The following is a 23,938-nucleotide window of genomic DNA, read 5'->3' as shown; positions in this document are numbered from 1 at the left end:
ATCCCTTGATTGGCTGAAGAGGTGCAGCTTACAGCTCAAGCCCTCACTCCTGCCCGATCGACTCCAAAAACTCCGACCGCTCGTCACTCATACGCGCCACGCAGTCATTCTGCGCAATCTTGAACGCCTTGCTGCCGTCCGTCGCCGGGAAGGCTTCCACGGCGCAGTCCGCGTCGCGGGTTTTCAGCCATTGTTGCTGGGCGGCCTTGAGTTTGGCGGTGATGTCGGCCAGTTGCGCCGGGTTCTTGCCGTAGGTGGTTTGCATGCGCTCGTTGAGGCTGGCGTAGTTGTCCTTGAGCAGGTCCTCGGCGGTGGTGCGGCTGTAGGTCGAGCATTCCAGGGTCTGGATGTCGTTTTCCACCGCGTCGCACGGGTTGTTGTCGGACTCTTCGGCGGCGTGTACGCCGGTCGCAATCAGGGCCAGGGCCAGGAAGATCGATTTCATTGATGTCGCCGCTCTAATCCAGTGGTGTTTCCGGGATGCGGCAGATTCTGGCTCAAGCTCGCGGGCTTGAACAGGTGGCCGGTCGGACCGGTTGGCGACCCTTTGTCGCGGATTGACGCTTTCGGCAATTCCCCTGTCGTTTTTGCACCCGGCTGGTCGCGCACCGAGGCATATGCTGGCCCCAAAGCGCCGGCAGACGATTCGGCGCATGAATCGCCAATAAGGGGACGCCTGATGAGCCCAGCCGAATTACACGCCGACAGCATCGTTATCGACGGTCTGATCATTGCCAAATGGAACCGCGAGCTGTTCGAAGACATGCGCAAGGGCGGTCTGACGGCGGCCAACTGCACCGTGTCGGTGTGGGAAGGCTTTCAGGCCACGGTCAACAACATCGCTGCCAGCCAGAAACTGATTCGCGAAAACAGCGATCTGGTGATCCCCGTCCGCACCACCGCCGACATCCGCAAGGCCAAGGAGCAGGGCAAGACCGGCATCCTCTTCGGCTTCCAGAACGCCCATGCGTTCGAAGACCAGATCGGCTATGTCGAGGTGTTCAAGCAGCTCGGCGTCGGCATCGTGCAGATGTGCTACAACACCCAGAACCTGGTGGGCACCGGTTGCTACGAACGTGACGGCGGCCTGTCGGGCTTCGGTCGCGAAATCGTCGCCGAGATGAACCGTGTCGGCGTCATGTGCGACCTGTCCCACGTCGGCTCCAAGACTTCCGAGGAAGTCATCCTCGAATCGAAAAAACCGGTCTGCTATTCCCACTGCCTGCCGTCGGGGCTGAAAGAGCACCCGCGCAACAAATCCGATGAAGAGCTCAAGTTCATTGCCGACCACGGTGGTTTCGTCGGCGTGACCATGTTCGCGCCGTTCCTGGCCAAGGGCATCGATTCGACCATCGACGACTACGCCGAAGCCATCGAATACACCATGAACCTGGTCGGCGAAGACGCCATCGGCATCGGCACCGACTTCACCCAGGGTCACGGTCAGGACTTCTTCGAATACCTGACCCACGACAAGGGCTACGCCCGCCGTCTGACCAACTTCGGCAAGATCATCAACCCGCTGGGCATCCGCACCGTCGGCGAGTTCCCGAACCTGACCGAAACCCTGCTCAAGCGCGGCCACTCCGAGCGCGTGGTACGCAAGATCATGGGCGAAAACTGGGTGAACGTCCTGAAAGACGTCTGGGGCGAATAAGCCGCCGCTTCCCGAATACTTTCCCCTGGCCGTCCGCGCCGGGGGCAACACCAAAATTTTTCTGGAGTTAAGTTTCCATGGCCAAGATCGCCCCGCAATTGCCAATCGAAGTCGACAGCGAGACCGGTGTCTGGACCTCCGACGCCCTGCCGATGCTGTATGTGCCACGGCATTTCTTCGTCAACAACCACATGGGCATCGAGGAAGTACTGGGCGCTGACGCCTATGCCGAAATCCTCTACAAGGCCGGCTACAAATCCGCCTGGCACTGGTGTGAAAAAGAAGCCGAGTGCCACGGCCTGGAAGGCGTCGCGGTGTTCGAGCACTACATGAAGCGCCTGTCGCAGCGCGGCTGGGGCCTGTTCAAGATCCAGGACATCGACCTCGACAAAGGCACCGCCAGCGTCAAGCTCGAACACTCGGCGTTCGTCTACGTCTACGGCAAGGTCGGGCGCAAGGTCGACTACATGTTCACCGGCTGGTTTGCCGGTGCCATGGACCAGATCCTTGCCGCTCGCGGCAGCAAGATCCGCACCGTGGCCGAGCAAGTCTACGGTGGCTCCGAAGAAGGCCACGACGACGGCCTGTTCACCGTCAAGCCGTTGTAAGTCGAGGAACCCGCCATGGCTTTCGAAGCAATGTTTCAGCCAATTCAAATTGGCAAACTGACCATCCGCAACCGCGTGCTCAGCACCGCGCACGCCGAGGTCTACGCGACCGACGGCGGCATGACCACCGAACGGTACGTCAAATATTACGAAGAGAAAGCCAAGGGCGGCATCGGCCTGGCGATCTGTGGCGGTTCGTCCGTGGTGGCGATCGACAGCCCGCAGCAATGGTGGAGTTCGGTGAACCTGTCCACCGACCGGATCATCCCGCACTTCCAGAATCTCGCCGACGCCATGCACAAGCACGGCGCCAAGATCATGATCCAGATTACCCACATGGGCCGTCGCTCCCGTTGGGACGGTTTCCACTGGCCGACCTTGATGTCGCCGTCGGGCATCCGCGAACCGGTACACCGCGCCACCTGTAAAACGATTGAGCCGGAAGAAATCTGGCGGGTGATCGGCAACTACGCGCAAGCCGCGCGCCGCGCCAAGGCCGGTGGTCTGGACGGTGTCGAACTGTCGGCCGTGCACCAGCACATGATCGACCAGTTCTGGAGTCCGCGCGTCAACAAGCGGACTGACGAATGGGGCGGTACCTTCGAAGGTCGGATGAAGTTCGGTCTGGAAGTCCTGAAAGCGGTGCGCGCCGAAGTCGGTGACGATTTCTGCGTCGGCATGCGTATCTGCGGTGACGAGTTCCACCCGGACGGCTTGTCCCACGAAGACATGAAGCAGATCGCCAAGTATTACGACGACACCGGCATGCTCGATTTCATCGGCGTCGTCGGCTCGGGTTGCGACACCCACAACACCCTGGCCAACGTGATTCCGAACATGAGCTATCCGCCGGAGCCGTTCCTGCACCTGGCGGCCGGGATCAAGGAAGTGGTCAAGGTTCCGGTGCTGCACGCGCAGAACATCAAGGACCCGAACCAGGCCACGCGGATTCTGGAGGGCGGTTACGTCGACATGGTCGGCATGACCCGTGCGCACATCGCCGACCCGCACCTGATCGCCAAGATCAAGATGGGTCAGATCGACCAGATCAAGCAGTGCGTCGGCGCCAACTACTGCATCGACCGTCAGTACCAGGGTCTGGACGTGCTGTGCATCCAGAACGCCGCGACCTCCCGTGAATACATGGGCGTGCCGCACATCATCGAGAAATCCACCGGGCCGAAACGCAAAGTGGTGATCGTCGGTGCCGGCCCGGCGGGGATGGAAGCTGCTCGCGTGGCAGCCGAGCGTGGCCACGACGTGACCCTGTTCGAGAAGAAAGAATTCATCGGCGGGCAGATCACTACGGCTTCGAAAGCGCCGCAGCGTGACCAGATCGCCGGTATCACCCGCTGGTTCCAGCTGGAACTGGCGCGCCTGAAAGTCGACCTGCGTCTGGGCACTGCGGCGGATGCCGACACCATCATGGACCTGCGTCCGGACATCGTGGTGCTGGCCGTCGGCGGGCATCCGTATCTGGAGCAGAACGAACACTGGGGCGCCGCTGAAGGGCTGGTCGTCAGCAGCTGGGACGTGCTCGACGGCAAAGTCGCGCCGGGCAAGAACGTGCTGGTCTACGACACCATTTGCGAGTTCACCGGGATGTCGGTGGCCGACTTCCTCGCCGACAAGGGCAGCCAGGTCGAGATTGTCACCGACGACATCAAGCCGGGCGTGGCCATCGGCGGTACGTCGTTCCCGACCTACTACCGCAGCATGTACCCGAAAGAAGTGATCATGACCGGCGACATGATGCTGGAGAAGGTCTACCGCGAAGGCGACAAGCTCGTCGCCGTGCTGGAGAACGAATACACCGGCGCCAAAGAGGAGCGGGTGGTGGATCAGGTGGTCGTCGAGAACGGTGTGCGTCCGGACGAAGAAATCTACTACGCCCTCAAGGACGGCTCGCGCAACAAGGGCCAGATTGACGTCGAGGCATTGTTCGCGATCCAGCCGCAACCTTCGTTGAGCAGCAATGGCGATGGTTACCTGCTGTTCCGCATCGGTGACTGCGTGGCGCAGCGTAATACCCATGCTGCGATCTATGACGCCCTGCGGTTGTGCAAAGACTTCTAAAGGTTTGCACATGACCCTGTGGGAGCGGGCTTGCCCGCGAATGCATGCTGTCAGTCACTGCTGCATCGACTGACCCGGCGCTTTCGCGAGCAAGCTCGCTCCCACAGGAACACGCCGAACGTGTTTCTCCAGGCTGTACTGGTGGGAGCTTCACCATGTTGAACACCCTTCTTCCAATCCTGTTGTTCGCAGCCCTGGCCCTCGCGGTGCTGGGTGCGTTGCGGCGGGTGGCCATGTGGCGTCGGGGCCGGGCCTCGAAGGTCGATCTGATCGGCGGCCTGTTCGCCATGCCCAAGCGTTACATGGTCGATCTGCACCACGTGGTGGCGCGGGACAAATACATCGCCAACACCCACGTCGCCACGGCGGGCGGTGCGGTGGCGTCGATCGTGCTGGCGATTCTGGTGCACGGTTTCGGCCTGCATAACCGGATCCTCGGCTACGCGTTGCTGCTGATGACGGCGGTGATGTTCGTCGGGGCGATCTTCGTTTATCGGCGTCGGCTCAACCCGCCGTCGCGGCTGTCGAAAGGCCCGTGGATGCGGCTGCCGAAAAGCCTGCTGGCGTTCTCGGCGTCGTTCTTCCTGGTGACCTTGCCGGTGGCCGGGATCCTGCCGGAGAACTTCGGCGGCTGGGTGCTGGCCGCGATTCTCGGGATTGGCGTGCTGTGGGGCGTGTCGGAGCTATTCTTCGGCATGACCTGGGGCGGCCCGATGAAACACGCCTTTGCCGGTGCGTTGCACCTGGCCTGGCACCGTCGCGCCGAACGTTTTGGTGGCGGTCGTTCCACCGGTTTGAAACCGCTGGACCTGAATGATCCGACCGCGCCACTGGGCGTGGAGAAACCCAAGGATTTCACCTGGAACCAGTTGCTCGGTTTCGACGCCTGCGTGCAGTGCGGCAAGTGCGAAGCCGCGTGCCCGGCGTTCGCCGCCGGCCAGCCGCTGAACCCGAAAAAGCTGATTCAGGACATGGTCGTTGGCCTCGCCGGCGGCACCGATGCCAAGTTCGCCGGCAGCCCTTATCCGGGCAAACCGGTGGGCGAACACAGCGGCAATCCGCATCAACCGATCGTCAACGGTCTGGTCGATGCCGAAACCCTGTGGTCGTGCACCACCTGCCGCGCCTGCGTCGAGGAATGCCCGATGATGATCGAGCACGTCGATGCCATCGTCGACATGCGCCGGCACCTGACCCTGGAAAAAGGCGCGACCCCGAACAAGGGCGCCGAAGTCCTGGAAAACCTGATCGCCACCGACAACCCCGGCGGTTTCGCCCCGGGCGGGCGGATGAACTGGGCGGCGGACCTGAACCTCAATCTGCTCAGCGAGAAGAAGTCCACCGACGTGCTGTTCTGGGTCGGCGATGGCGCCTTCGACATGCGCAACCAGCGCACTCTGCGCGCCTTCGTCAAAGTGCTGAAAGCGGCCAAGGTCGATTTCGCGGTACTGGGTCTTGAAGAACGCGACAGCGGCGACGTGGCCCGACGTCTGGGTGACGAAGCGACTTTCCAGCTTCTCGCCAAACGCAATATCCAGACCCTGGCCAAATACAGCTTCAACCGCATCGTCACCTGCGATCCGCACAGCTTCCATGTGCTGAAAAACGAGTACGGCGCGTTCGATGGCAACTACCTCGTGCAGCACCACAGCACTTATCTGGCGGAAATCATCCAGGCCGGCGCGCTGAACCTCGGTCAGCACAAAGGCAACAGCGTGACCTATCACGATCCGTGCTACCTCGGCCGCTACAACGGCGAGTACGAAGCGCCGCGCGAAGTGCTGCGCGCCCTCGGCATCGAGATCAAGGAAATGCAACGTTCCGGCTTCCGTTCGCGCTGCTGTGGCGGCGGTGGCGGGGCGCCGATCACCGACATTCCGGGCAAGCAGCGGATCCCCGACATGCGCATGGAAGACATCCGCGAGACCGGTGCCGAACTGGTGGCCGTGGGTTGTCCACAGTGCACAGCGATGCTCGAAGGCGTGGTCGAGCCGCGCCCGCTGATCAAGGACATCGCCGAACTGGTGGCCGACGCGCTGCTCGAAGACGCCGCGCCGAACAAACCTGCCACCCCGGCCAAACGTGAACCTGCGGAGGCCCACTGATGAGCGACATTATCCGCCGCGACCCCCGCGCCGAATGGATCGCACGCAACCGCCTGCACCCGCTGCACGCGGCCATGCAACCGGCGCAACACAGCTGGATGGGCCCTAACGGGATCATCCGCAAGAACCTGCACGGCATCGGTTTCATCGGGCCGAACGGCATCAAGCGCATCGACCGCAGCGGCGCCCAGCAGGGCGGGGCGGTCAAACGTTCGGCCGCGGTCGAAGTGCAACTGCCGCTGCATCAGGTGCCGGCCCCGGCGTTCTATATCAGCGTGGTGCCGGACATGGTCGGCGGCCGCTTGAGCAGTCACGACCGTGACCTGCTCGGTCTGGCTCATCAACTCGCCGGCAGCGAAGGCGCGGTGCTGGCCGTGGTGTTCGGCGAGCACAAGGAAAACGCTTTCGCCACGGCGGGCGTTGACCGCTTGCTGGTGCTGGAAGGCGAAGAATTCAGCGGTTATGCACCGGAGCAACGGATCCAGGGCCTGCGGGCTGTGGATAACCAGTTCAACCCGCGTCACTGGCTGCTGCCGGACAGCCGCAGCGGTGGCGGCGAACTCGGTCGGCGCTTTGCTGCTGCGCTGGGCGAGCGCCCGGCGACACGGGTGTGGCAGGTCAAGGATCAAGAGTGCATCGGCCGCGCCGGTGCCGGGCTGCAGGATCTGGCCCGCCCGGTGGCGCGTTTGATTCTGGCGTCTGCCGAATGTGCGGAACCGGTCAGCGAAACCCGTCACGAAGCGTTGCCGGTGGAGTTATCGACACCTGTCGCGCGCAGCCTGTCGCGGATCGAGGATCTGGGTGCGGTGGCGGTGGATCCGGCGGCGATTCCGATGGCCGAGGCCGAGTTCATCTTCTCCGGCGGCAACGGGGTCAAGGACTGGGCGCTTTTCCACAGGACCGCCGCGGCCCTCGGCGCCACCGAAGGCGCTTCGCGGGTGGCGGTGGACGATGGCTTCATGGCCCGCGACCGTCAGGTCGGCGCGTCCGGCACCTGGGTCACCGCTCGGGTTTATGTGGCCGTGGGGATTTCCGGGGCGATCCAGCACCTGCAAGGCATCGGTGCCTGCGACAAGGTGGTGGCGATCAACCTCGATCCGGGTTGCGACATGATCAAGCGTGCCGACCTGTCGGTGATCGGCGAAAGCGCGGAAATTCTTCAGGCCTTGATCGCGGCGGTAGAGGCTTACCGCAACGAAGCCAAGCGCGATGCGGCTTAAGGAACGGTTATGAGCACAAAGATCATCAGTCTGGTTTCAATCGGCGCCCACCCGACCTCCGGCCGCCCGCGCCGCGCCGATCAGGACGCCCGCGCGGTGGAACTCGGCCTGCAACTGGCGGGGGACAACCTGCAAGTGCTGCACGCCGGCGACATCGCCGAACCGGCGCTGCGCGCCTATCTGGGCATGGGCCTTGCGCAGATGCATGTGCTGGAACAACCGGCGGGCGCCGACGCGTTGCCGGCGTTGACCGACTATCTGCGTGATGCCGGTGCCCAGGTGGTGTTGACCGGTAGCCAGGCGGAAACCGGCGAGGGCTCGGGGATGTTGCCGTTCCTGCTGGCCGAAGGGCTGGGTTGGCCGCTGGTGGTGGGGTTGGCGCAGGTTGAGTCGATCAACGACGGTTCTGCGCTGGTGCTGCAAGCGTTGCCTCGGGGGCAGCGCCGACGGTTGAAGGTGCGCCTGCCGTTTCTGGCGACTGTGGATAACGCCGCGCCCAAGCCTCGGCAAAGTGCTTACGGCCCGGCCCGGCGTGGGGTTCTCCAGGCTGAGGACGTGGAAGTGGTGGATGACGAATTGCTGGCGGTGGCGACCCTGCAACCGGCCAAGCCTCGGCCAAAGCGGTTGAAGGTGATCAAGGCGAAGAGCGGGGCTGACCGGATGAAGGCGGCGACGGCCAAGGCCAGTGGGGGTGGAGGGCAGGTGCTCAAGGGCGTGACGGCGCAGGCCGGTGCTGAAGCCATTCTCAAGCTGCTGATCGAAGAAGGTGTTGTCCGCTGAAAACTTTTGGCTGACCCTCTCCCCTCGGGAGAGGGTGCTTTACCCACAATCCCTGTTGGCGGATCTGTGGATAACGTGTTCGCCCCTCCCTGCACCCCACGCCAATCAAGCTCTCCAGCCCCCAGATCAAAAAACAACCAGCCTAACTCGCGGTTTTTTCTGAGTTTTTCCCCAGAACAACTCCCAGACTTGCCCCCAATCTCTGTTGGCGCTTCTGTGGATAAGATGTTCGCTATCCGCTGCAAGCCATATAAACCGTAGCTTACAAAGATTTGATCAAAAAACGTTCAATTCAGCCTTTTAACCCGTCAATCCCCACGCAAACCCCGATTTATCAACGCCTCCAGCGCTTTTCCACAGCACCTGCCAAGTTACCCCCGAACTCTGTTGGCGCTTCTGTGGATAAGGTGTTCGCCATCCTCTGCAAGCCAAGTTATCCGTGCCGTGTAGCGATTTGATCAAAAAACAATCAATCGCTAATGGAAACCCTGCTTCTGGATAAGTCACGGTTTTTCTTCGCAAAATCCCGATTATTTTTCCAGGTCATCCACAGTTGTCCCCATTAGCTGTGGGTGGCTATGTGGATAACTTGTTCGCCAAACCCTGCAACCCCCGGCGGGCTTAGTCCAAACGGCAATTGATCAGATTTCATACAGTTCTAAGAGGCTGCCTTGACTTCGATCCGGTGCCTGTCTTCACTGCAATGGCACAAGGACAGCCGTCACTTATCCACATCTGGTTCAGGGAGAACGCGTGATGGATACCCAGCCACACCGCTTACCCCTCAGTCCCTGCACGCTCCGCGCGCTGCCGGCACCTTCGCCGCGAAAGCGCACGTTGCGTCGTGCCGTCAATCAGCACGCCCGTCTGTAGCGCCTGTTTCTGCCCCAAACCGTCGTACTGCCGTCGGGATCTCCCGGAGGCCAGGTGCCCGTTCGCCCATTGATTGCAGGCAACCGCAGAGTTGCCCCATCTGCCTGAGAGAGGAACCACCTCATGACACGGATCGCAACGCCTATCAGCGAAATCAAGGAACACTACGACGTGATCGTCATCGGCTCCGGGTATGGCGGCGGCATTGCCGCGTCGCGCCTGTCCCGGGCCGGTAAAAAGGTCTGTCTGCTGGAACGCGGCCGGGAGATCCAGCCCGGCGAATACCCCAACACCATGATCGCCGCGACCGAAGAGTTGCAGGTGCACGACCCGGACGGCCACATCGGTTCGCGCACCGGGTTGTTCGACCTGCACGTCAACGCGCAGCAGAACGTGGTGGTCGGTTGCGGCCTCGGCGGCACGTCGCTGATCAATGCCAACGTTTCCCTGGAGCCGACGCCCGATGTGTTCCAGGACCCGCGCTGGCCATTGGCGGTGCGTGAGGACCGCGACGGTTTGCTCAAGGCGGGCTACGCCAAGGCCCGGGAGATGCTCAAACCCAATCCCTACCCGAGCACCGCGCCGAACCTGCCGAAACTCGATGCCAACAAAAAATCCGCAGACTTCCTCAAGCAGGGCGCGCACTTCTACAAGCCGCCGATCAACGTGACCTTCGACAAACTGCCGAACAACCTCAATCACGTCGGCGTCGAGCAACTGCCGTGCAACCACTGCGGCGACTGTGTTTCGGGCTGTAACAACAAGGCCAAGAACACCACACTGATGAACTACCTGCCGGACGCCACCAATCACGGCGCGGAAATTTTCTGCCAGGCCCAGGTGCGGCATCTGGAGCGCGACGGCAACGGCTGGATCGTGCACTTCCAGTATCTCGACAGCGGCCGCGAGAAATTCGACGCACCGACGCTGTTCGTGAAAGCCGACATCGTCGTGGTGTCCGCCGGCACCCTCGGTTCCACCGAGATTCTGCTGCGCTCGCGGGACAAAGGCCTGGTGATGTCCGGCCAGCTCGGCGAGAACATGAGCGGCAACGGCGACATCCTCGGCTTCGGCCATAACTGCGAGCAGACCATCAACGGCATCGGTTTCGGCGCGCACTCGGCCAAGGAAATGCAACCGGTCGGCCCGTGCATCACTTCGATCATCGACATGCGCACCGAGGGTGACCGCAGCAGTCGCATGGTCATCGAGGAAGGTTCGATCCCCGGCGCACTCGGCCGGCCGATGGTGCCGGCGATGGCCGGGTTCGCCGAGATGATCGGCAAGCCCACCGACGACAGCTTCAGCGGCAAGGTCAAGTACAAGGAGCGCGAAGCCGAAAGCTTCCTGCGCGGCCCTTATCACGGCGCGCTGCACAACATGCAGACCTACCTGATCATGAGCCACGACAGCGGCCAGGGACGCATGGTCCTCGACAACAAGGATCAACTGCGCATCGACTGGCCGGGCGTCGGCGAGCAGGAAAACTTCAAGATCGGCAACGAACGGCTGTACCAGAGCACCAAGGCCCTGGGCGGGATCTGGGTCGAGAATCCGATCTGGACCAAGCTGCTCAAGCACAGCATCGTCTCGGTGCATCCGCTGGGCGGTTGCGTGATGGGCGAAGACGCCGCGCAGGGTGTGGTCAACCACAAGGGCCAGGTGTTCAGCGGCGCCAGTGGCACCGATGTCTACGCCAACCTGTACGTGACCGACGGTGCGGTGATTCCGACGTCACTGGCGGTCAACCCGCTGCTGACCATCTCAGCCGTGAGCGAGCGCAACATGGGCCTGCTGGCCGCCGATCGGGGCTGGACGATCGACTACACGCTGCCGTCGGCGCCGCGCAAACAGACCGCGCCGCCAACCCTCGGCGTGCAGTTCACCGAAACCATGAAGGGCTACTTCTCCCGCGCTTTCACCGCCGCGCAAAGCACCGACCTCAAAGTCTATGAAGCCGCCGCCAAACGCGGCGAGGCGGACAACTCACCGATCGACTTCACCCTGACCATCACCGCCAACGACCTCAACCGGATGATCAAGGAACCGGAACACGCCGCGACCATCGTCGGCACGGTGATCGCCCCGGCGCTGTCGCCGGAACCGCTGACCGCCAGTAACGGTGTGTTCAACCTGTTCGAGCAGTTCGAGCAGCAGGTCGATACGCGCCACATGAAGTACGACATGAAGCTGACCGCCGAGGACGGCCACGACTATTTCTTCAGCGCCTTCAAGACCGTGCCGGAAGACAACGGCGTGCTGAATATCTGGCACGACACCAGCACCCTCTATGTGACGCTGTATCGCGGGCCGGACAAGACCGGCGAGGTGATCGGCTCCGGTGTTATGCACATCAAACCGACCGACTTCGCCAAACAGATGACCACCATGAAAGTCCTCAATGCGCGCAACGAGCGTGAGCGCATCGAAGGGCTGGCGCGGTTCGGCAAGTTCTTCGCCGGGATTCTCTGGGAGAGTTATGGCGGGGTGTTTGCCGGTGACAAATACTTCAACCCCGACGCGCCGCCACGGCTGAAACGGCCACTGGATGCGCCGACGCCGGCCGTGCATTTTTTCTCCACCGAAGACGGCGTGCAGTTGCGCCTGACCCGCTATCAGGCCGGCAGCAAAGGCCCGGTGATGCTGGTGCATGGTCTGGGTGTGGGCTCGAATATCTTCTCGACCGATACGATCCAGACCAACCTGCTGGAGTTTCTCTGCAAGCACGACTACGACGTGTGGCTGCTGGATTTCCGGGTGAGCATCCTGCTGCCGGCGAGCAAGAAGGAATGGAACGGCGACCAGATCGCCCAGTACGACTTCAAGGCCGCCATTGCACAGATCCAACAGGAAACCCAAGCCAAGGACGTGCAATGCGTGGTTCATTGTTACGGTGCCACGACCTTCTTCATGTCGCTGCTCGCCGGTTTGCAGGGCGTGCGTTCGGTGGTCTGCTCGCAGATTGCCGCCGACACGGTGGTCGCGACGGCAACGGGGTTGAAGGCCGGTCTGCACTTGCCGGGAATGCTTGACGCGATCGGCATCAAATCGATGACTGCCTACGCCGACAGCAAGGAGAACTGGTTTAACCGCCTCTACGACAAGGCTCTCAACGGCTACGCACGGATCGAAGCCCAGGGCTATTGCACCAACCCGGTGTGCCACCGCATCACCTTCATGTATGCCTCGCTGTACCGCCACGACACCCTCAACGAGACCCTTCACGACAACCTGCACGAGCTGTTCGGCGAGTCGAACATCGAGACCTTCGAGCACTTGGCGCTGATCGTGCGCAAAGGGCATCTGGTGGATTTCAAAGGGCACGACGTGTACATGCCGCACTTTGATCGGCTGACCATGCCGATTTGCTTCATCAGCGGCGCCGATAACCAGTGTTATCTGCCGGAAAGCACGCTCAAGACCTATCAGCGGGTTTGCGAGAAGCACGGGCCGGAACGCTACAGCCGGCATGTGGTGCCGGGCTACGGCCACATCGATTGCATGTTCGGCAAGAACGCGGTGGTCGATGTGTATCCGATCATCCTTGAACACCTGGAGAAAACGGCCCTCGGTTGATCTCAGACCGAGTCGTCCGCTTCGCGGGCAAGCCCGCTCCCACAGGTTTTGTGCCAGACACAAAATCAGCAGACACCCCAGTCCAATGTGGGAGCGGGCTTGCTCGCGAAGGCGGTAGGTCAGGCAATACATCTCTCGGGTTTGCACAAGGAAATGGATGACATGGACAGCTACATCCGCTGGTTTCAACGCTTCATCTGGCTCGGCATTGCGATGAACATGGTGTTCGCGATCCCGGCGCTGTTCGCGCCGGGGTTACTGACATCGGTGGTCGGCCTGCCGCCGCAACTCTCTGACCCGTGGCTGGAAAACGCCGGGATGCTGCTGGTGGGCATCAGCGTGTTCTACATGCCGTCGGGCTTCAACGCGCCGCGCTATGTGGTGCATTCCTGGCTGTGCGTGCTGACGCGGCTGATCGCCGTGGCGTTCTGGATCTACCTGATCAACACCAGCAGCCAAGGCTCGGTGTTCGTGCCGATGCTGATGGGCGACCTGAGCTTTTTCCTGATCCTCGGCATCCTGCTGTACCTCGGCACCACCCCTGAAAACCGACCACTTGCGCTGCTCTGTGACGGCTGGCGCGAATGGCGCGCAGCGTGGGCGCGGCAGTGGCAGAGTCACGCATTCAAGGTCGGCACCCTGGTCGTGGTGGCGCTGCTGGCGTTCATCGGTTACCAGACCTGGTATCAGATGCTGCGCGTGGTGCCGGAGCAGGATTACGCCTCCGACGAAGATCACTACAAATACGCCGCGATTGGTCTGGGTATCGAAGCGCGGATTCCGTATTACCTGTTCTCCGTGCTGCCGCAGATGTGCCCGGAAAAACTGCCGAAACCCGGAGGCTGGGAAGTCTTCGGTTTCCTGTTCGAGAACGGCAAGGACCTGCCGATCGGCATGGCCAAGCGGCAGATCGGTTACCCGACCGTCGAGCCGAATTGCGCGCTGTGCCACACCGGTTCCTACCGGGCGAATGCCAGCGACGTCGCGGTCAATGTTCCGAGCGCCCCGGCCAACACCCTGCAACTGCAAGCCTTCCAGTGGTTCGCCTACGATTGCGCCAGCGATCCGAAATTCACCACTGACGCGGTGATGGCGGCGATCAACAGCAAATTCCAGCTCGGCTTTTTCGAAAAGCTCTACAACCGTTACCTGATCATCCCGATGGCCAAGACCGCGCTGCTCAAACAGAAGCAGGCCTACGCCTGGCAGAAGCTGCGGCCGCAACAGGGACCGGGGCGTACCGACACCTTCAACCCGACGAAAATGGTGGTGTTCGGCTTCCCGGATGACTCGACCATCGGCACCGTCGACCTGCCGCAAGTGTGGAACCAGAAACCCCGGGAATCGATGTACCTGCACTGGGACGGCAATAACAACAAGATCCACGAGCGCAACTACGCCGCCGCGATGGCTGTGGGGGCGACGCCGGAATCGGTGCTGCCGCCGAGTTTCAACCGGGTGACCAACTGGCTGCTCGGGCACAAGGCGCCGGCCTGGCCGTGGGCACTGGATCAGGCCAAGGTCGCTCAGGGCAAACCGGTGTGGGAGGCTAACTGCGCGGGTTGTCACGATTTCGGTCGCGTCGACACCGGGCAAGTCACCACCAACATCGACCAGCTCGGCACCGATCCGCACCGGCTGAACTCGTTCACCACCGGGCTGGTGGCGGCGTTCCACACCTTCAAGAAACCGCCGTTCGATTTCGGCGCCTATCGCAAGACCCAGAGCTACAGCAACACGCCCACCGACGGCATCTGGCTGCGTGCGCCGTACCTGCACAACGGTTCGGTGCCGACCCTGTGGGACTTGCTGCAACCGGCGGAAAAACGTCCGCAGGTGTTCATCACCGGCTCCGATGTCTACGACCCGGTCAACGTCGGCTTCGTGACCAGTGGCGCCCAGGCCAAAGCCTCGGCGGACTTCACCTACGACACGCGCCTGGAAGGCAACCACAACAGCGGTCACCTGTACGGCACGACGCTGTCGGACGACGACAAGCGTGCGCTGATCGAATTCATGAAAACCCTGTGAACCCTTACGGATAGAGGATTACGTCATGTCAGCGGTCGGTCATCTGAAACACGAATACGACAAGGTCAAGGTGCGCCTGCACGGCTTGTTCACGCGCATCGAAATGGCCTGGATGAAGCTCATCAGCGAACTCGAACCCAAGGAATTCGAGGCCATCATCAAGTTGCTCCAGCGCGGTCACGATCAGGCGCAATACGTGCTCAAGCACGGCGAGCTGCCGGACGACGAACCGGCCGTGCCGTGGGAGTTGTCCCACGGCCTGTCGATCCTGCGCATCGGCAACGCGACACCGCTGCCGCAATCGCCCGATCAACTGCAAACCAAGGTGCTCAAGGACGGCACGCTGCTGGGCTGTCGCAAGTGGGAGCTGCTGGATCTGCTGTGGAGCGAGGCGCTGCTCAAGTGGATCGAGAACCTGCGCCATCACGCGACCTTCGGCACCGATCCGGCGCTGGTGAAAATGGAGCGCGAAGTGACGCTGGCGATTGCCGGCGACTGGGGCACCGGGCCGTTCAACAGCCATGCGCCGGCGGTGTCAGTGGCCAACCAGATGCAACTGGCCAATGCCGATTTCACCATTCACCTGGGGGATGTTTATTACGCGGGTACCCACTCCCAGGAAGACACCGACATGGCCGGCTGGCCGATGGGCACCCACGGTTCGTTCACCCTCAATTCCAACCACGAGATGTACAGCGGCGCCCACGGTTATTTCAAGGAACTGGCCGCGCGTTTTCCGGGGCAGCAGGGCACCAGCTACTTTGCCCTGATCAACGACGACTGGCTGATTGTCGGGCTGGACACAGCGTACGCCTCGGACGTCATGAACCTGTACATGGACGGCACCCTGAACAAACCGCAGATCGAGTGGATGAAGGGTCTGCCGAAACGCAAGAAACTCATGGTGCTCAGCCACCATCAGGGCTTCGACATCACCGGGCACAACAAGACCGCGCTGTATCAACCGGTGTGTGATGCGCTGGGGCGTGAGCCGGATTACTGGTATTGGGGCCATTTGCACAACGGCATCGTCTATGCGACCCAGGGCGGACTGCATGCACGATGCGCCGGCCACGGGGCGATTCCCTATGGCACCACCAGCGAGCTGAACGGGCGTTCGCGGGTGCTGTTTTCGGAGACGAAGGATGCGAACGATCCGGACTATCCGCTGCGGGTGTTGAATGGCTACGCGAAGATCAGGTTGGTGGGGGAAGAGATTTTCGAGGAGTTCATTGGGGAGGATGGATCGGTGAGGTGGTCATCCAAGTAATGTGGTGACTGTTCTGACGCCATCGCTGGCAAGCCAGCTCCCACAGGATTCTGCGGTGAACACGGATTTTGTGAACACCATCGACCACTGTGGGAGCTGGCTTGCCAGCGATGCTTTTTAGCCTTGGACTGGAACCCCTTTGAGGTACGGAGCAGGCTCGGCCCCGAGGTTGCTCAGCATCCGCTCGCTGTACCAGTCCACGAAGTTGACCACGCCGAACTCATAGGTTTTGGAGTACGGGCCCGGCTGGTACGCCGTGGAGTTGATCCCGCGCTGGTTCTCTTCGGCCAGGCGACGGTCCTGATCGTTGGTCGCGTCCCACACCTGGCGCATGCGTTCGACGTCGTAGTCCACGCCTTCGACGGCATCCTTGTGCACCAGCCACTTGGTGGTGACCATGGTTTCCTGGGCGCTGATCGGCCACACGGTGAACACGATGATGTGGTCGCCCATGCAGTGGTTCCACGAGTGCGGCAGGTGCAGGATACGCATCGAGCCCAGGTCCGGGTTCTTGATCCGGCCCATCAGCTTGGCGCAGCCCTGTTTGCCGTCCATGGTCATCGACACGGTGCCCTTGAGCAGCGGCATGCGCACGATGCGGTTGCGCAGGCCGAAACTGGCGTGGGCGTAAGGGATCTTTTCGGCTTCCCACGCGGCAGCGGAGGCGGCGACGTGATCCTTGAACGCCTGATCGGCGCGCGGGTCGGTGACGTCGTCCCATTCCAGCAGGGTTTTCAGCAGTTCCGGATGCGAACCGTTGCAGTGGTAGCACTCGCGGTTGTTTTCCAGCACCAGTTTCCAGTTGGCCTTCTCCATCAAGGTGGTGGTAATCGCCACCTTGGTGTTCTCCATGTCGTACGGTTCCATGTAGTGGTTCAGCGTCGACAGGAAGTCATCGATGGCCGGCGGGTTCTCCGCCAGGCTGATGAAGATGTAGCCGCCGGCAGTCTTCACGTTCACCGGTTTGAGGCCGTACTGCTTCATGTCGAAGTCGGCACCCATCTCGGTGCCGGCGAACAGCAGGCGACCGTCCAGCTCATAAGTCCACTGGTGGTAGTGGCAGACCAATTTGGCAACCTTGCCTTTGTCGCTGGTGCACAGGCGCGAGCCACGGTGACGGCAGACGTTGTGGAATGCGTGCACTACGCCTTCGGCGCCGCGAATGACGATGATCGGGTTCTTGCCGATCTGCAGCGTGATGTAGTTGCCCTTGGCCGGGATTTCGCAGGTCATGCCGGCGATCAACCACTCTTTCTGGAAGATCTCCTGCATGTCGATATCGAACAGGCGCTCGTCACTGTAGAACGGTTGCGGCAGCGAATAGGTGCGCTCGCGCTCCTGCAGCATTTGTGCGGTGGCCTTGCGTGCGGGTTCCAGCGGGTCGCCCAGGCTGATTTTTGCGGTGTCCATCGATGTAATCCTCAAGGCCATCTGCGTGGCCGCGAAAGTGGCTGATCAGGGTTGCAGCGCAAGGTGTAAAGAATCTGTCTGTGTTGGGGGCGAGTGTGGGGCCGCCGCTGCCCGGAACCTTATCCATGGGCGACATGGTGCAATCTGTTCCCGACGCGCAACCCCCGGTGGTTGGGGGCTGGTCGCGATAAGTATGTCAATGTCGCGGATAGGTAAACGGGGCGTTCTCGCTATACGCAGAATCGCCACATGAAGGCCGACAGTCGGCCGTGGAGAACAGCATGTCCAACAGCTTCCTGAATCCGGTCACCACCCAGACCTGGGCCAATGGCCGACACATCGTCCGTTGCGTCAAAGTCATCCAGGAAACCTGGGATGTGCGCACCTTCTGTTTCATGGCCGACCAGCCGATCCTGTTCTTCTTCAAGCCCGGGCAATTCGTGACCCTGGAGCTGGAGATCGAAGGCCAGCCGATCATGCGTTCGTACACCATCTCCAGCTCGCCGTCGGTGCCGTACAGCTTTTCGGTGACCATCAAGCGGGTGCCGGGGGGCAAGGTGTCCAACTGGCTGCACGACACCCTGCATGAAGGTCAGGAGCTGGCGGTGCACGGCCCGGTCGGGCTGTTCAACGCCATCGACTTCCCGAGCCCGAAAGTGCTGTACCTCAGCGGCGGTGTCGGCATCACCCCGGTGATGTCCATGGCGCGCTGGTTCTACGACACCAACGGCAACGTCGACATGACGTTCATCCACAGCGCCCGCTCGCCGAAAGACATCATTTACCACCGCGAGCTGGAACACATGGCGTCGCGGATCGACAACTTCAGCCTGCACCTGATCTGTGAAAAGCATGGGCTGGGTGAGCCGTGGGCCGGTTATCGCGGCTACCTCAACCACAAAATGCTGGAACTGATGGTGCCGGACTTCCTCGAGCGCGAAGTCTTCTGCTGCGGCCCGACGCCGTACATGACCGCGGTCAAGCGCCTGCTGGAAAACGCCGGCTACGACATGAAGCGTTACCACGAGGAATCCTTCGGCGCCACGCCACCGGAAGCCCGCGCGGATGCGGTGGAGCAGGCGGAACAGGCAGCGGAAGCACCGGAAGTCCCGGCGGCGGATCTGCACCTGGTGGAATTCACCTCGTCGGACAAGAGCATCCGCGTGGCCCCCGGCGAGACCGTGCATGCGGCGGCTGCGAAGGTCGGCCTGATGATCCCGAAAGCCTGCGGCATGGGGATCTGCGGGACATGCAAGGTGCTCAAGCTCGGCGGCGAGGTGGAGATGGATCACAACGGCGGGATCACCGAAGACGACGAGGCGGAGGGGTACATTCTTTCTTGCTGCAGTGTGCCGAAGGGGGATGTTCGGATCGAGTTTTAAGTAGGTTTGCACGTAGGGCGATCTCCTTTTTGAGGAAATCGCCTGGAAAATGCGATTTCAAATCAGTCCGGACATGGCGAGCAAGGCAAAGCCCACGAACGTAAAGCCAAATATTTGCTGGTATTTATTCAGTTTAAGCAAGTCGCGTTTGAGTTTCGGTGGGAAATTCTTAACGTCTCTTGCGCTTACTTTGCCTTGGGAAATATACCGTGAAGGGTTTTTTAGGATGCCAAAAATCTCTCCCAACATATAAATTCGCCCCCCCAAGCCCGCTTGCCATAGCATGAACAGAGACGAGGTGATCGAGCTGTGTTTAAGGTTGGTAAGGATTATTTCTAGTCTTCTTTTGGCGACATAAAGCAAAATTCCATTTACTAATAACAGGCCTATGAAGCTCACTATTGTCATAATCACTATTGGGTTTATTGCAATGTCTTGCATATCTTCTATATATGCGACTAATCCCAAGCACATCATGATTGCGTAACAAATGAAAACGAGTCTGTATAAGGTGATTAATTTTTTTCTAAGTTTTCGTGGGAAGTTTTCAAAGTCTTTCGCGCAAAGCTTTCCGGTATGAATATAAATCGCAGGGCTTCTCATGATGGCGAACACTTCTCCCATCATGTAAATTCTGCCCCAAGGTCCTCCGTGCCAAAGCATTGTTATTTTGCTCGAAATTGAACTGTTTGTTAGGTGGCTTAATATAGTTTCGGTTTCTGTTTTGGCGACATACAACATCACGCCTATTAGCGTAAATATACCGATGAAATCTACAATGCCGATCAACAACAATATTTTCTCTGTAATGCAAAGAATCATTTAGCAGCCTCGTATACTTTCTCCGCGACCTGCTCGCCGCCTTTTTCGCCCAAAGTCCCGCCGGCGTAATTTCCGACTCCTGCCAATAGAGCAGCACAAAGGGCAGTACCGAGCCCGCCAGTCGGGAGGCCAACTCCTACGCAGATCGTTGAGGCCGTTAAGCTCACGAGCGCGCCGGCAATCATTCCGCCACCCACCCCACCCAAAAAGCTTCCGGTCTCCGTGAACTTCACCTTTTCACACGCTTCGATGCTGCCATTTGCGCAAACATCCTGAACCTTCACCGCCGATGCGCTACCTCCCACAGCGGTGCCAATCCAACCTCCATATTTGACGTATTGTGATGCCTTGGTGACGGCCTGAATATGAGTGGCATATCCCGGGTTCTGGCCGATGCCGCCAGCCTTTCTCCATCGATGCACCAGGTGCGGATGATCAATGCCGAGGGCTGCTTTGAGGTTCGGGTGATCAGGCAGGCCAATGGTTATTTTGGTGAAGTCGGTGAGTCGGCTATCCAGCTTTTTAAGCAGCTGTGTACGTTGTTTTTTAAACGCTTTGGAGTTCAGGCTGCCATTCGCACCGAGGGTTTTGGTATGCAAGTTTTCGATTTCCTTAAGCGTGTTTTTTATTCCATCCAGATAATTGGCCGCCATGGCCGTGGTGACGCCTATCACTTTTGACTCAACTGAAAGTGCACTCTGAATAACGCCGTGGTGTTGCGCCATGAAGTCAGCCTCTTCCAGCGTCAGCGGCGCCAGCGCCATGCTGACGATGTGCGCGGTTTCCATCAGCAGTGATTCTTCATAGGTGCATTGCTGATTGTCCGGATCACTCAGAACAATCAACGATCCTGCTTTCACCATGGCTTCCAGCGGATTGAGGCTTTTGAATTTGGCGATGACATTCGAGTTGGGCGACGGAAACAGTTGCGCCTGCAGTTTCTCGGCGGACAGACTCTTCGGCACGATGTAGAACCCTGGCTCCTCAGGTACCGGCAATTCCTGGGGCCAGTGTTCGCGGGGGAAAAATCGAAAGTCGTTGACCGGATGCGCAGAAGAGCGCGGGGCGGAGTTCAGGCGTGTCACTCTCAGATTCTGCTGGCGAACGGCCCGCAGTAAACGTTGCGGATCGGGGTTCGCTGCGGCCTGTGGAAGCATCGACAAGTGTGGTGTCCTGGCCGCGCCGGTGAGCGTGCCGTGTCTGTTTTGCTGCAGGACCCGGGACTGGTTCAACAGGTTTCGTTGTTCCTGCGCAAGCGCATTGATCCCTTGCTGCGGCGTCAGGCGTCCGTCCGCTACCTCCTCGGTAATTCGCTTGGCGAAGTACGCGACTTGTTGATGAAATTGCACACGTGCAATGCCATATGCCAGATGACGGTTTCCGATGGTCAGTGCCTGTCCAAGCAGGTTGCCGGCGGCGTCCTGCACATCGCACAGATCATGCTGCCGTGAACTCAACCCTCTTCGCCCCATGAGGTATAGCCAGTAGTGCCTGCAATGTGGTGTACCCAACTGATGCTGCGGTAACGAATGGCCAGTTGTTCTTGGGGCTGGGCATCGTTTTGCAGGATCACGTGGGGCACATCCTGCGACAGTTCAGCGAGAACCGCCCCGTCGAGGGTGATCGAATAGAATTTTTCCTGCTGCCCCTGGGGCGAAGTGCGGTAGAGGCTGATCGTGCAGTCCAGTTCTTCGCTGTTCGAATGCGCCTGAGCCAGCAATGGGGAGGATTTGTCGACCGCTTTGGTGATGATGACCGGCTGGTGGACGGCTTTGCCGAGGTTGTTGTCGCGGCGCATTTCATGGCTCAAGGCGAACACCATGATTTCATCGGTATGGGCCTTCTGGTATTTGTTGCCGACCGATTCCGGGGTCGAACACCCCGCTGAAATAAGGCCTTGAGTCTTGCCGGTAATGGTTATGTAGGCAGGGTTCGCCATAGTCTGCACTCCTCGAAAATGGAGTCGGCAGTCTATGGCGAGGCCTGTTTGGTTTATGTAGGTCCTGGCGTAGGGCGTTTCTGAAAATGCTCAGTCGATAAACAGGTCTGTCATCAACTTCGCATCACTCCCCCGATCAAAGCGGTAATGATCAAACTCCGTCACGCCGCTTTCCCGCAAAATCTCCTCATCAATCAACAACCGCCCGGTAATCCGTCGTCCGCTGCTGCCCAGAATCACATGCGCCGCGTCCGCCATGATCTGCGGCGTGCGTGCATGCTTGAACGACTCGCGATTGCCCAACTGAAACTCGATCGCCGCCGTGGCGATCATGGTCTGCGGCCACAGCGAATTGACGCTGATCCCGTAGTTGGCGAACTCCTCGCTCATGCCCACCGTCAGCATGCTCATGCCGTACTTGGTTACGGTGTAGGGGCTGTATTGGGCGAACCATTTGCTGGCCATGTTCAGCGGCGGTGACAGGTTGAGAATGTGCCCGGCGGACTTCTTCAGATAGGGCAGGGCCGCCTGGCTGCACAGCAACACCGCACGGGTATTGATCTGGTGCATCAGGTCGAAACGCTTGAGCTCGATGTGTTGCACACCGGTCAACTTGATCGCTCCGGCGTTGTTCACCAGCGCATCGATCCCACCGAAATGTTCATTGGCCTGGGCCAGCGCCTGACGCACCGCGTCTTCATCACGCACATCCAGTTGCAGCGCCAGGGCCTTGCCGCCGGCCGCTTCGACTTCAGCGGCGACGCTGTGGATGGTGCCAGGCAACTTGGCGTGCGGCTCGGCGCTCTTGGCCGCGATCACGATATTGGCCCCGTCCTGTGCAGCCCGCAGCGCAATCTCGCGCCCGATGCCACGGCTGGCGCCAGTGATGAACAAGGTTTTGCCTTTTAGCGACATGCGCAAGCTCCTGCTTATTGTTATGTGAGCGATGGCTCGACAAACAATGTAGACGATGGAGCTGAAACGGGAGGGGGGAGAGCTGTGGCGCGGGAGCAGGCTCCCGCGCCACGGGGAGGAGATCAGGCCGACATGACTTCGCGGATGTCGCGGGCCAGTTCGCGGACGCGTTCTTCTTCGGTGTCCCACGAGCACATGAAGCGCGCGCCGCCCTTGCCGATGAAGGTGTAGAAGCGCCAGCCGCGCGCGGTCAGGGCGGCGATGGCCGGTTCCGAGAGTTGCAGGAACACGCCGTTGGCCTGGACCGGGAACATCAGTTCCACACCCGGGATGTCGCTGACCAGTTCGGCCAGCAGTTGCGCGCAGTGATTGGCGTGGCGGGCGTACTTGAGCCAGGCGTCGTTTTCCAGGATGCCGACCCACGGGGCCGACAGGAAGCGCATCTTCGAGGCCAGTTGCCCGGCCTGTTTGCAGCGGTAGTCGAAGTCTTCGGCCAGTTTGTGGTTGAAGAACAGGATCGCTTCACCCACCGCCATGCCGTTTTTCGTGCCGCCAAAGCACAGCACGTCGACGCCGGCCTTCCAGGTCAGATCCGCTGGCGAGCAGCCGAGGAATGCGCAGGCGTTGGAGAAGCGCGCGCCGTCCATGTGCAGGTTCAGGCCCAGTTCCTTGCAGGTGTCGCTGATCGCGCGGACTTCTTCCGGGGTGTAGACGCTGCCGACTTCGGTGGCCTGGGTCAGGGTCACGACGCGCGGTTTCGGGTAGTGGATATCCTGGCGCTTGAGCGCGACTTCGCGGATCGAGGCCGGGGTGATCTTGCCGTTTTCAGTACCGGCGATCAGCAGTTTCGAACCGTTGGAGAAGAATTCCGGTGCGCCGCATTCGTCGGTTTCGACGTGGGCGGTTTCAGAGCAGATCACGCTGTGGTAACTCTGGCAGAGCGACGACAGGGCGAGGGAGTTGGCGGCTGTGCCGTTGAAGGCGAAGAACACTTCGCAGTCGGTTTCGAACAGCTTGCGGAAATAATCGGAGGCGCGTGCTGTCCACTCATCGTCGCCATAGGCGCGCTGGTGGCCGTGGTTGGCCTGTTCCATGGCAGCCCAGGCTTCGGGGCAGATACCGGAGTAGTTGTCGCTGGCGAATTGTTGGCTCTTGTCGGTCATGGCCGGCTTCCGTGATCGAGGCGCTTGTGGCGCTTCGTGGGGTCAATGATGGTGCGCACTGTACCGAAGATCATCCGGGGAGCACACGGGATGTCGCTGTCAGAACTTTAC

17 protein-coding genes are annotated in these 23,938 nt (G+C 60.5%); 10 read left to right on the top strand and 7 right to left on the bottom strand.

Annotated features, from left to right (window positions below; all coding sequences use genetic code 11):
* Window positions 1-43: 43 nt before the first annotated feature.
* The gene (locus KJY40_RS28075) at window positions 44-445 is read right to left on the bottom strand and encodes a lysozyme inhibitor LprI family protein (RefSeq protein ID WP_007959774.1); all 402 of its coding nucleotides are present in this window, start codon (window positions 443-445) and stop codon (window positions 44-46) included.
* A gap of 234 nt (window positions 446-679) precedes the next feature.
* Here KJY40_RS28075 and KJY40_RS28070 point away from each other — a divergent pair, with 234 nt between their 5' ends.
* The 9 genes from KJY40_RS28070 (at window position 680) to KJY40_RS28030 (ending at window position 16,196) form a co-directional block, all read left to right on the top strand.
* Window positions 680-1,657, top strand: a complete 978-nt coding sequence (locus tag KJY40_RS28070; protein ID WP_039768004.1) for a dipeptidase — start codon at window positions 680-682, stop codon at window positions 1,655-1,657.
* A 77-nt stretch (window positions 1,658-1,734) separates the two neighbouring features.
* Complete coding sequence (locus KJY40_RS28065; protein ID WP_007926354.1) at window positions 1,735-2,265, top strand: DUF5943 domain-containing protein; 531 nt, start codon at window positions 1,735-1,737, stop codon at window positions 2,263-2,265.
* Window positions 2,266-2,280: 15 nt separating this feature from the next.
* Window positions 2,281-4,341 carry a dimethylglycine demethylation protein DgcA gene (gene dgcA / locus KJY40_RS28060; RefSeq protein WP_007959780.1) on the top strand — a complete coding sequence of 687 codons (2,061 nt, stop codon included), beginning with the start codon at window positions 2,281-2,283 and terminating at the stop codon, window positions 4,339-4,341.
* A gap of 155 nt (window positions 4,342-4,496) precedes the next feature.
* On the top strand, window positions 4,497-6,446 hold the full coding sequence (gene dgcB / locus KJY40_RS28055) for a dimethylglycine demethylation protein DgcB (protein WP_074692124.1): 1,950 nt from the start codon (window positions 4,497-4,499) through the stop codon (window positions 6,444-6,446).
* Window positions 6,446-7,666, top strand: coding sequence for an electron transfer flavoprotein subunit alpha (gene etfA, locus KJY40_RS28050; protein ID WP_230733932.1), 1,221 nt, complete (start codon window positions 6,446-6,448; stop codon window positions 7,664-7,666). Before dgcB ends, etfA begins: the two co-directional genes overlap by 1 nt.
* A 9-nt stretch (window positions 7,667-7,675) precedes the next feature.
* Window positions 7,676-8,446, top strand: a complete 771-nt coding sequence (etfB, locus tag KJY40_RS28045) for an electron transfer flavoprotein subunit beta (protein ID WP_230733931.1) — start codon at window positions 7,676-7,678, stop codon at window positions 8,444-8,446.
* Window positions 8,447-9,442: 996 nt separating this feature from the next.
* Window positions 9,443-12,895: a GMC oxidoreductase gene (locus KJY40_RS28040; protein WP_230733930.1), complete on the top strand. Its 3,453-nt coding sequence runs from the start codon at window positions 9,443-9,445 to the stop codon at window positions 12,893-12,895.
* Window positions 12,896-13,057: 162 nt separating this feature from the next.
* The gene (locus KJY40_RS28035) at window positions 13,058-14,926 is read left to right on the top strand and encodes a c-type cytochrome (protein ID WP_230733929.1); all 1,869 of its coding nucleotides are present in this window, start codon (window positions 13,058-13,060) and stop codon (window positions 14,924-14,926) included.
* Between the two features lie 25 nt (window positions 14,927-14,951).
* Complete coding sequence (locus KJY40_RS28030) at window positions 14,952-16,196, top strand: metallophosphoesterase family protein (RefSeq protein WP_230733927.1); 1,245 nt, start codon at window positions 14,952-14,954, stop codon at window positions 16,194-16,196.
* Window positions 16,197-16,313: 117 nt separating this feature from the next.
* Here KJY40_RS28030 and gbcA read toward each other — a convergent pair whose 3' ends face one another.
* A complete protein-coding gene (gbcA, locus tag KJY40_RS28025; RefSeq protein WP_085608917.1) occupies window positions 16,314-17,606 on the bottom strand; it encodes a glycine-betaine demethylase subunit GbcA in 1,293 nt (430 codons plus the stop codon).
* Between the two features lie 281 nt (window positions 17,607-17,887).
* On the opposite strand from gbcA, the gene gbcB reads away from it, so the two are divergent.
* Window positions 17,888-18,988 carry a glycine-betaine demethylase subunit GbcB gene (gene gbcB / locus KJY40_RS28020; RefSeq protein WP_085612982.1) on the top strand — a complete coding sequence of 367 codons (1,101 nt, stop codon included), beginning with the start codon at window positions 17,888-17,890 and terminating at the stop codon, window positions 18,986-18,988.
* 57 nt (window positions 18,989-19,045) lie between these two features.
* Here the strand turns inward: gbcB and KJY40_RS28015 are convergent, their stop codons facing one another.
* The 5 genes from KJY40_RS28015 to KJY40_RS27995 form a co-directional block, all read right to left on the bottom strand.
* Window positions 19,046-19,810, bottom strand: a complete 765-nt coding sequence (locus KJY40_RS28015; RefSeq protein WP_230733926.1) for a hypothetical protein — start codon at window positions 19,808-19,810, stop codon at window positions 19,046-19,048.
* Complete coding sequence (locus KJY40_RS28010) at window positions 19,807-21,267, bottom strand: hypothetical protein (RefSeq protein ID WP_230733925.1); 1,461 nt, start codon at window positions 21,265-21,267, stop codon at window positions 19,807-19,809. Before KJY40_RS28010 ends, KJY40_RS28015 begins: the two co-directional genes overlap by 4 nt.
* Window positions 21,264-21,749: an Hcp family type VI secretion system effector gene (locus KJY40_RS28005; RefSeq protein WP_230733924.1), complete on the bottom strand. Its 486-nt coding sequence runs from the start codon at window positions 21,747-21,749 to the stop codon at window positions 21,264-21,266. Before KJY40_RS28005 ends, KJY40_RS28010 begins: the two co-directional genes overlap by 4 nt.
* A gap of 90 nt (window positions 21,750-21,839) precedes the next feature.
* Window positions 21,840-22,664, bottom strand: coding sequence for an SDR family oxidoreductase (locus KJY40_RS28000; RefSeq protein ID WP_230733923.1), 825 nt, complete (start codon window positions 22,662-22,664; stop codon window positions 21,840-21,842).
* Window positions 22,665-22,786: 122 nt separating this feature from the next.
* Window positions 22,787-23,827, bottom strand: coding sequence for a threonine aldolase family protein (locus KJY40_RS27995; protein ID WP_007959802.1), 1,041 nt, complete (start codon window positions 23,825-23,827; stop codon window positions 22,787-22,789).
* Window positions 23,828-23,938: the final 111 nt, after the last annotated feature.

The organism is Pseudomonas fitomaticsae, assembly GCF_021018765.1.
GTDB classification, from domain to species: Bacteria; Pseudomonadota; Gammaproteobacteria; order Pseudomonadales; family Pseudomonadaceae; genus Aquipseudomonas; species Aquipseudomonas fitomaticsae.
The sequence above is the reverse complement of the archived record's forward strand: the minus strand, read 5'-3'. Positions and strand labels throughout refer to the sequence as shown.

Coding starts and splice junctions, on each gene's coding strand:
- gbcB (WP_085612982.1), top strand. CDS start 17,888: ATGTCCAACAGCTTCCTGAATCCGGTCACCACCCAGACCTGGGCCAAT.
- KJY40_RS28070 (WP_039768004.1), top strand. CDS start 680: ATGAGCCCAGCCGAATTACACGCCGACAGCATCGTTATCGACGGTCTG.
- dgcB (WP_074692124.1), top strand. CDS start 4,497: ATGTTGAACACCCTTCTTCCAATCCTGTTGTTCGCAGCCCTGGCCCTC.
- KJY40_RS28015 (WP_230733926.1), bottom strand. CDS start 19,810: ATGATTCTTTGCATTACAGAGAAAATATTGTTGTTGATCGGCATTGTA.
- KJY40_RS27995 (WP_007959802.1), bottom strand. CDS start 23,827: ATGACCGACAAGAGCCAACAATTCGCCAGCGACAACTACTCCGGTATC.
- etfB (WP_230733931.1), top strand. CDS start 7,676: ATGAGCACAAAGATCATCAGTCTGGTTTCAATCGGCGCCCACCCGACC.
- etfA (WP_230733932.1), top strand. CDS start 6,446: ATGAGCGACATTATCCGCCGCGACCCCCGCGCCGAATGGATCGCACGC.
- KJY40_RS28040 (WP_230733930.1), top strand. CDS start 9,443: ATGACACGGATCGCAACGCCTATCAGCGAAATCAAGGAACACTACGAC.
- KJY40_RS28030 (WP_230733927.1), top strand. CDS start 14,952: ATGTCAGCGGTCGGTCATCTGAAACACGAATACGACAAGGTCAAGGTG.
- dgcA (WP_007959780.1), top strand. CDS start 2,281: ATGGCTTTCGAAGCAATGTTTCAGCCAATTCAAATTGGCAAACTGACC.
- KJY40_RS28075 (WP_007959774.1), bottom strand. CDS start 445: ATGAAATCGATCTTCCTGGCCCTGGCCCTGATTGCGACCGGCGTACAC.
- KJY40_RS28005 (WP_230733924.1), bottom strand. CDS start 21,749: ATGGCGAACCCTGCCTACATAACCATTACCGGCAAGACTCAAGGCCTT.
- gbcA (WP_085608917.1), bottom strand. CDS start 17,606: ATGGACACCGCAAAAATCAGCCTGGGCGACCCGCTGGAACCCGCACGC.
- KJY40_RS28035 (WP_230733929.1), top strand. CDS start 13,058: ATGGACAGCTACATCCGCTGGTTTCAACGCTTCATCTGGCTCGGCATT.
- KJY40_RS28000 (WP_230733923.1), bottom strand. CDS start 22,664: ATGTCGCTAAAAGGCAAAACCTTGTTCATCACTGGCGCCAGCCGTGGC.
- KJY40_RS28065 (WP_007926354.1), top strand. CDS start 1,735: ATGGCCAAGATCGCCCCGCAATTGCCAATCGAAGTCGACAGCGAGACC.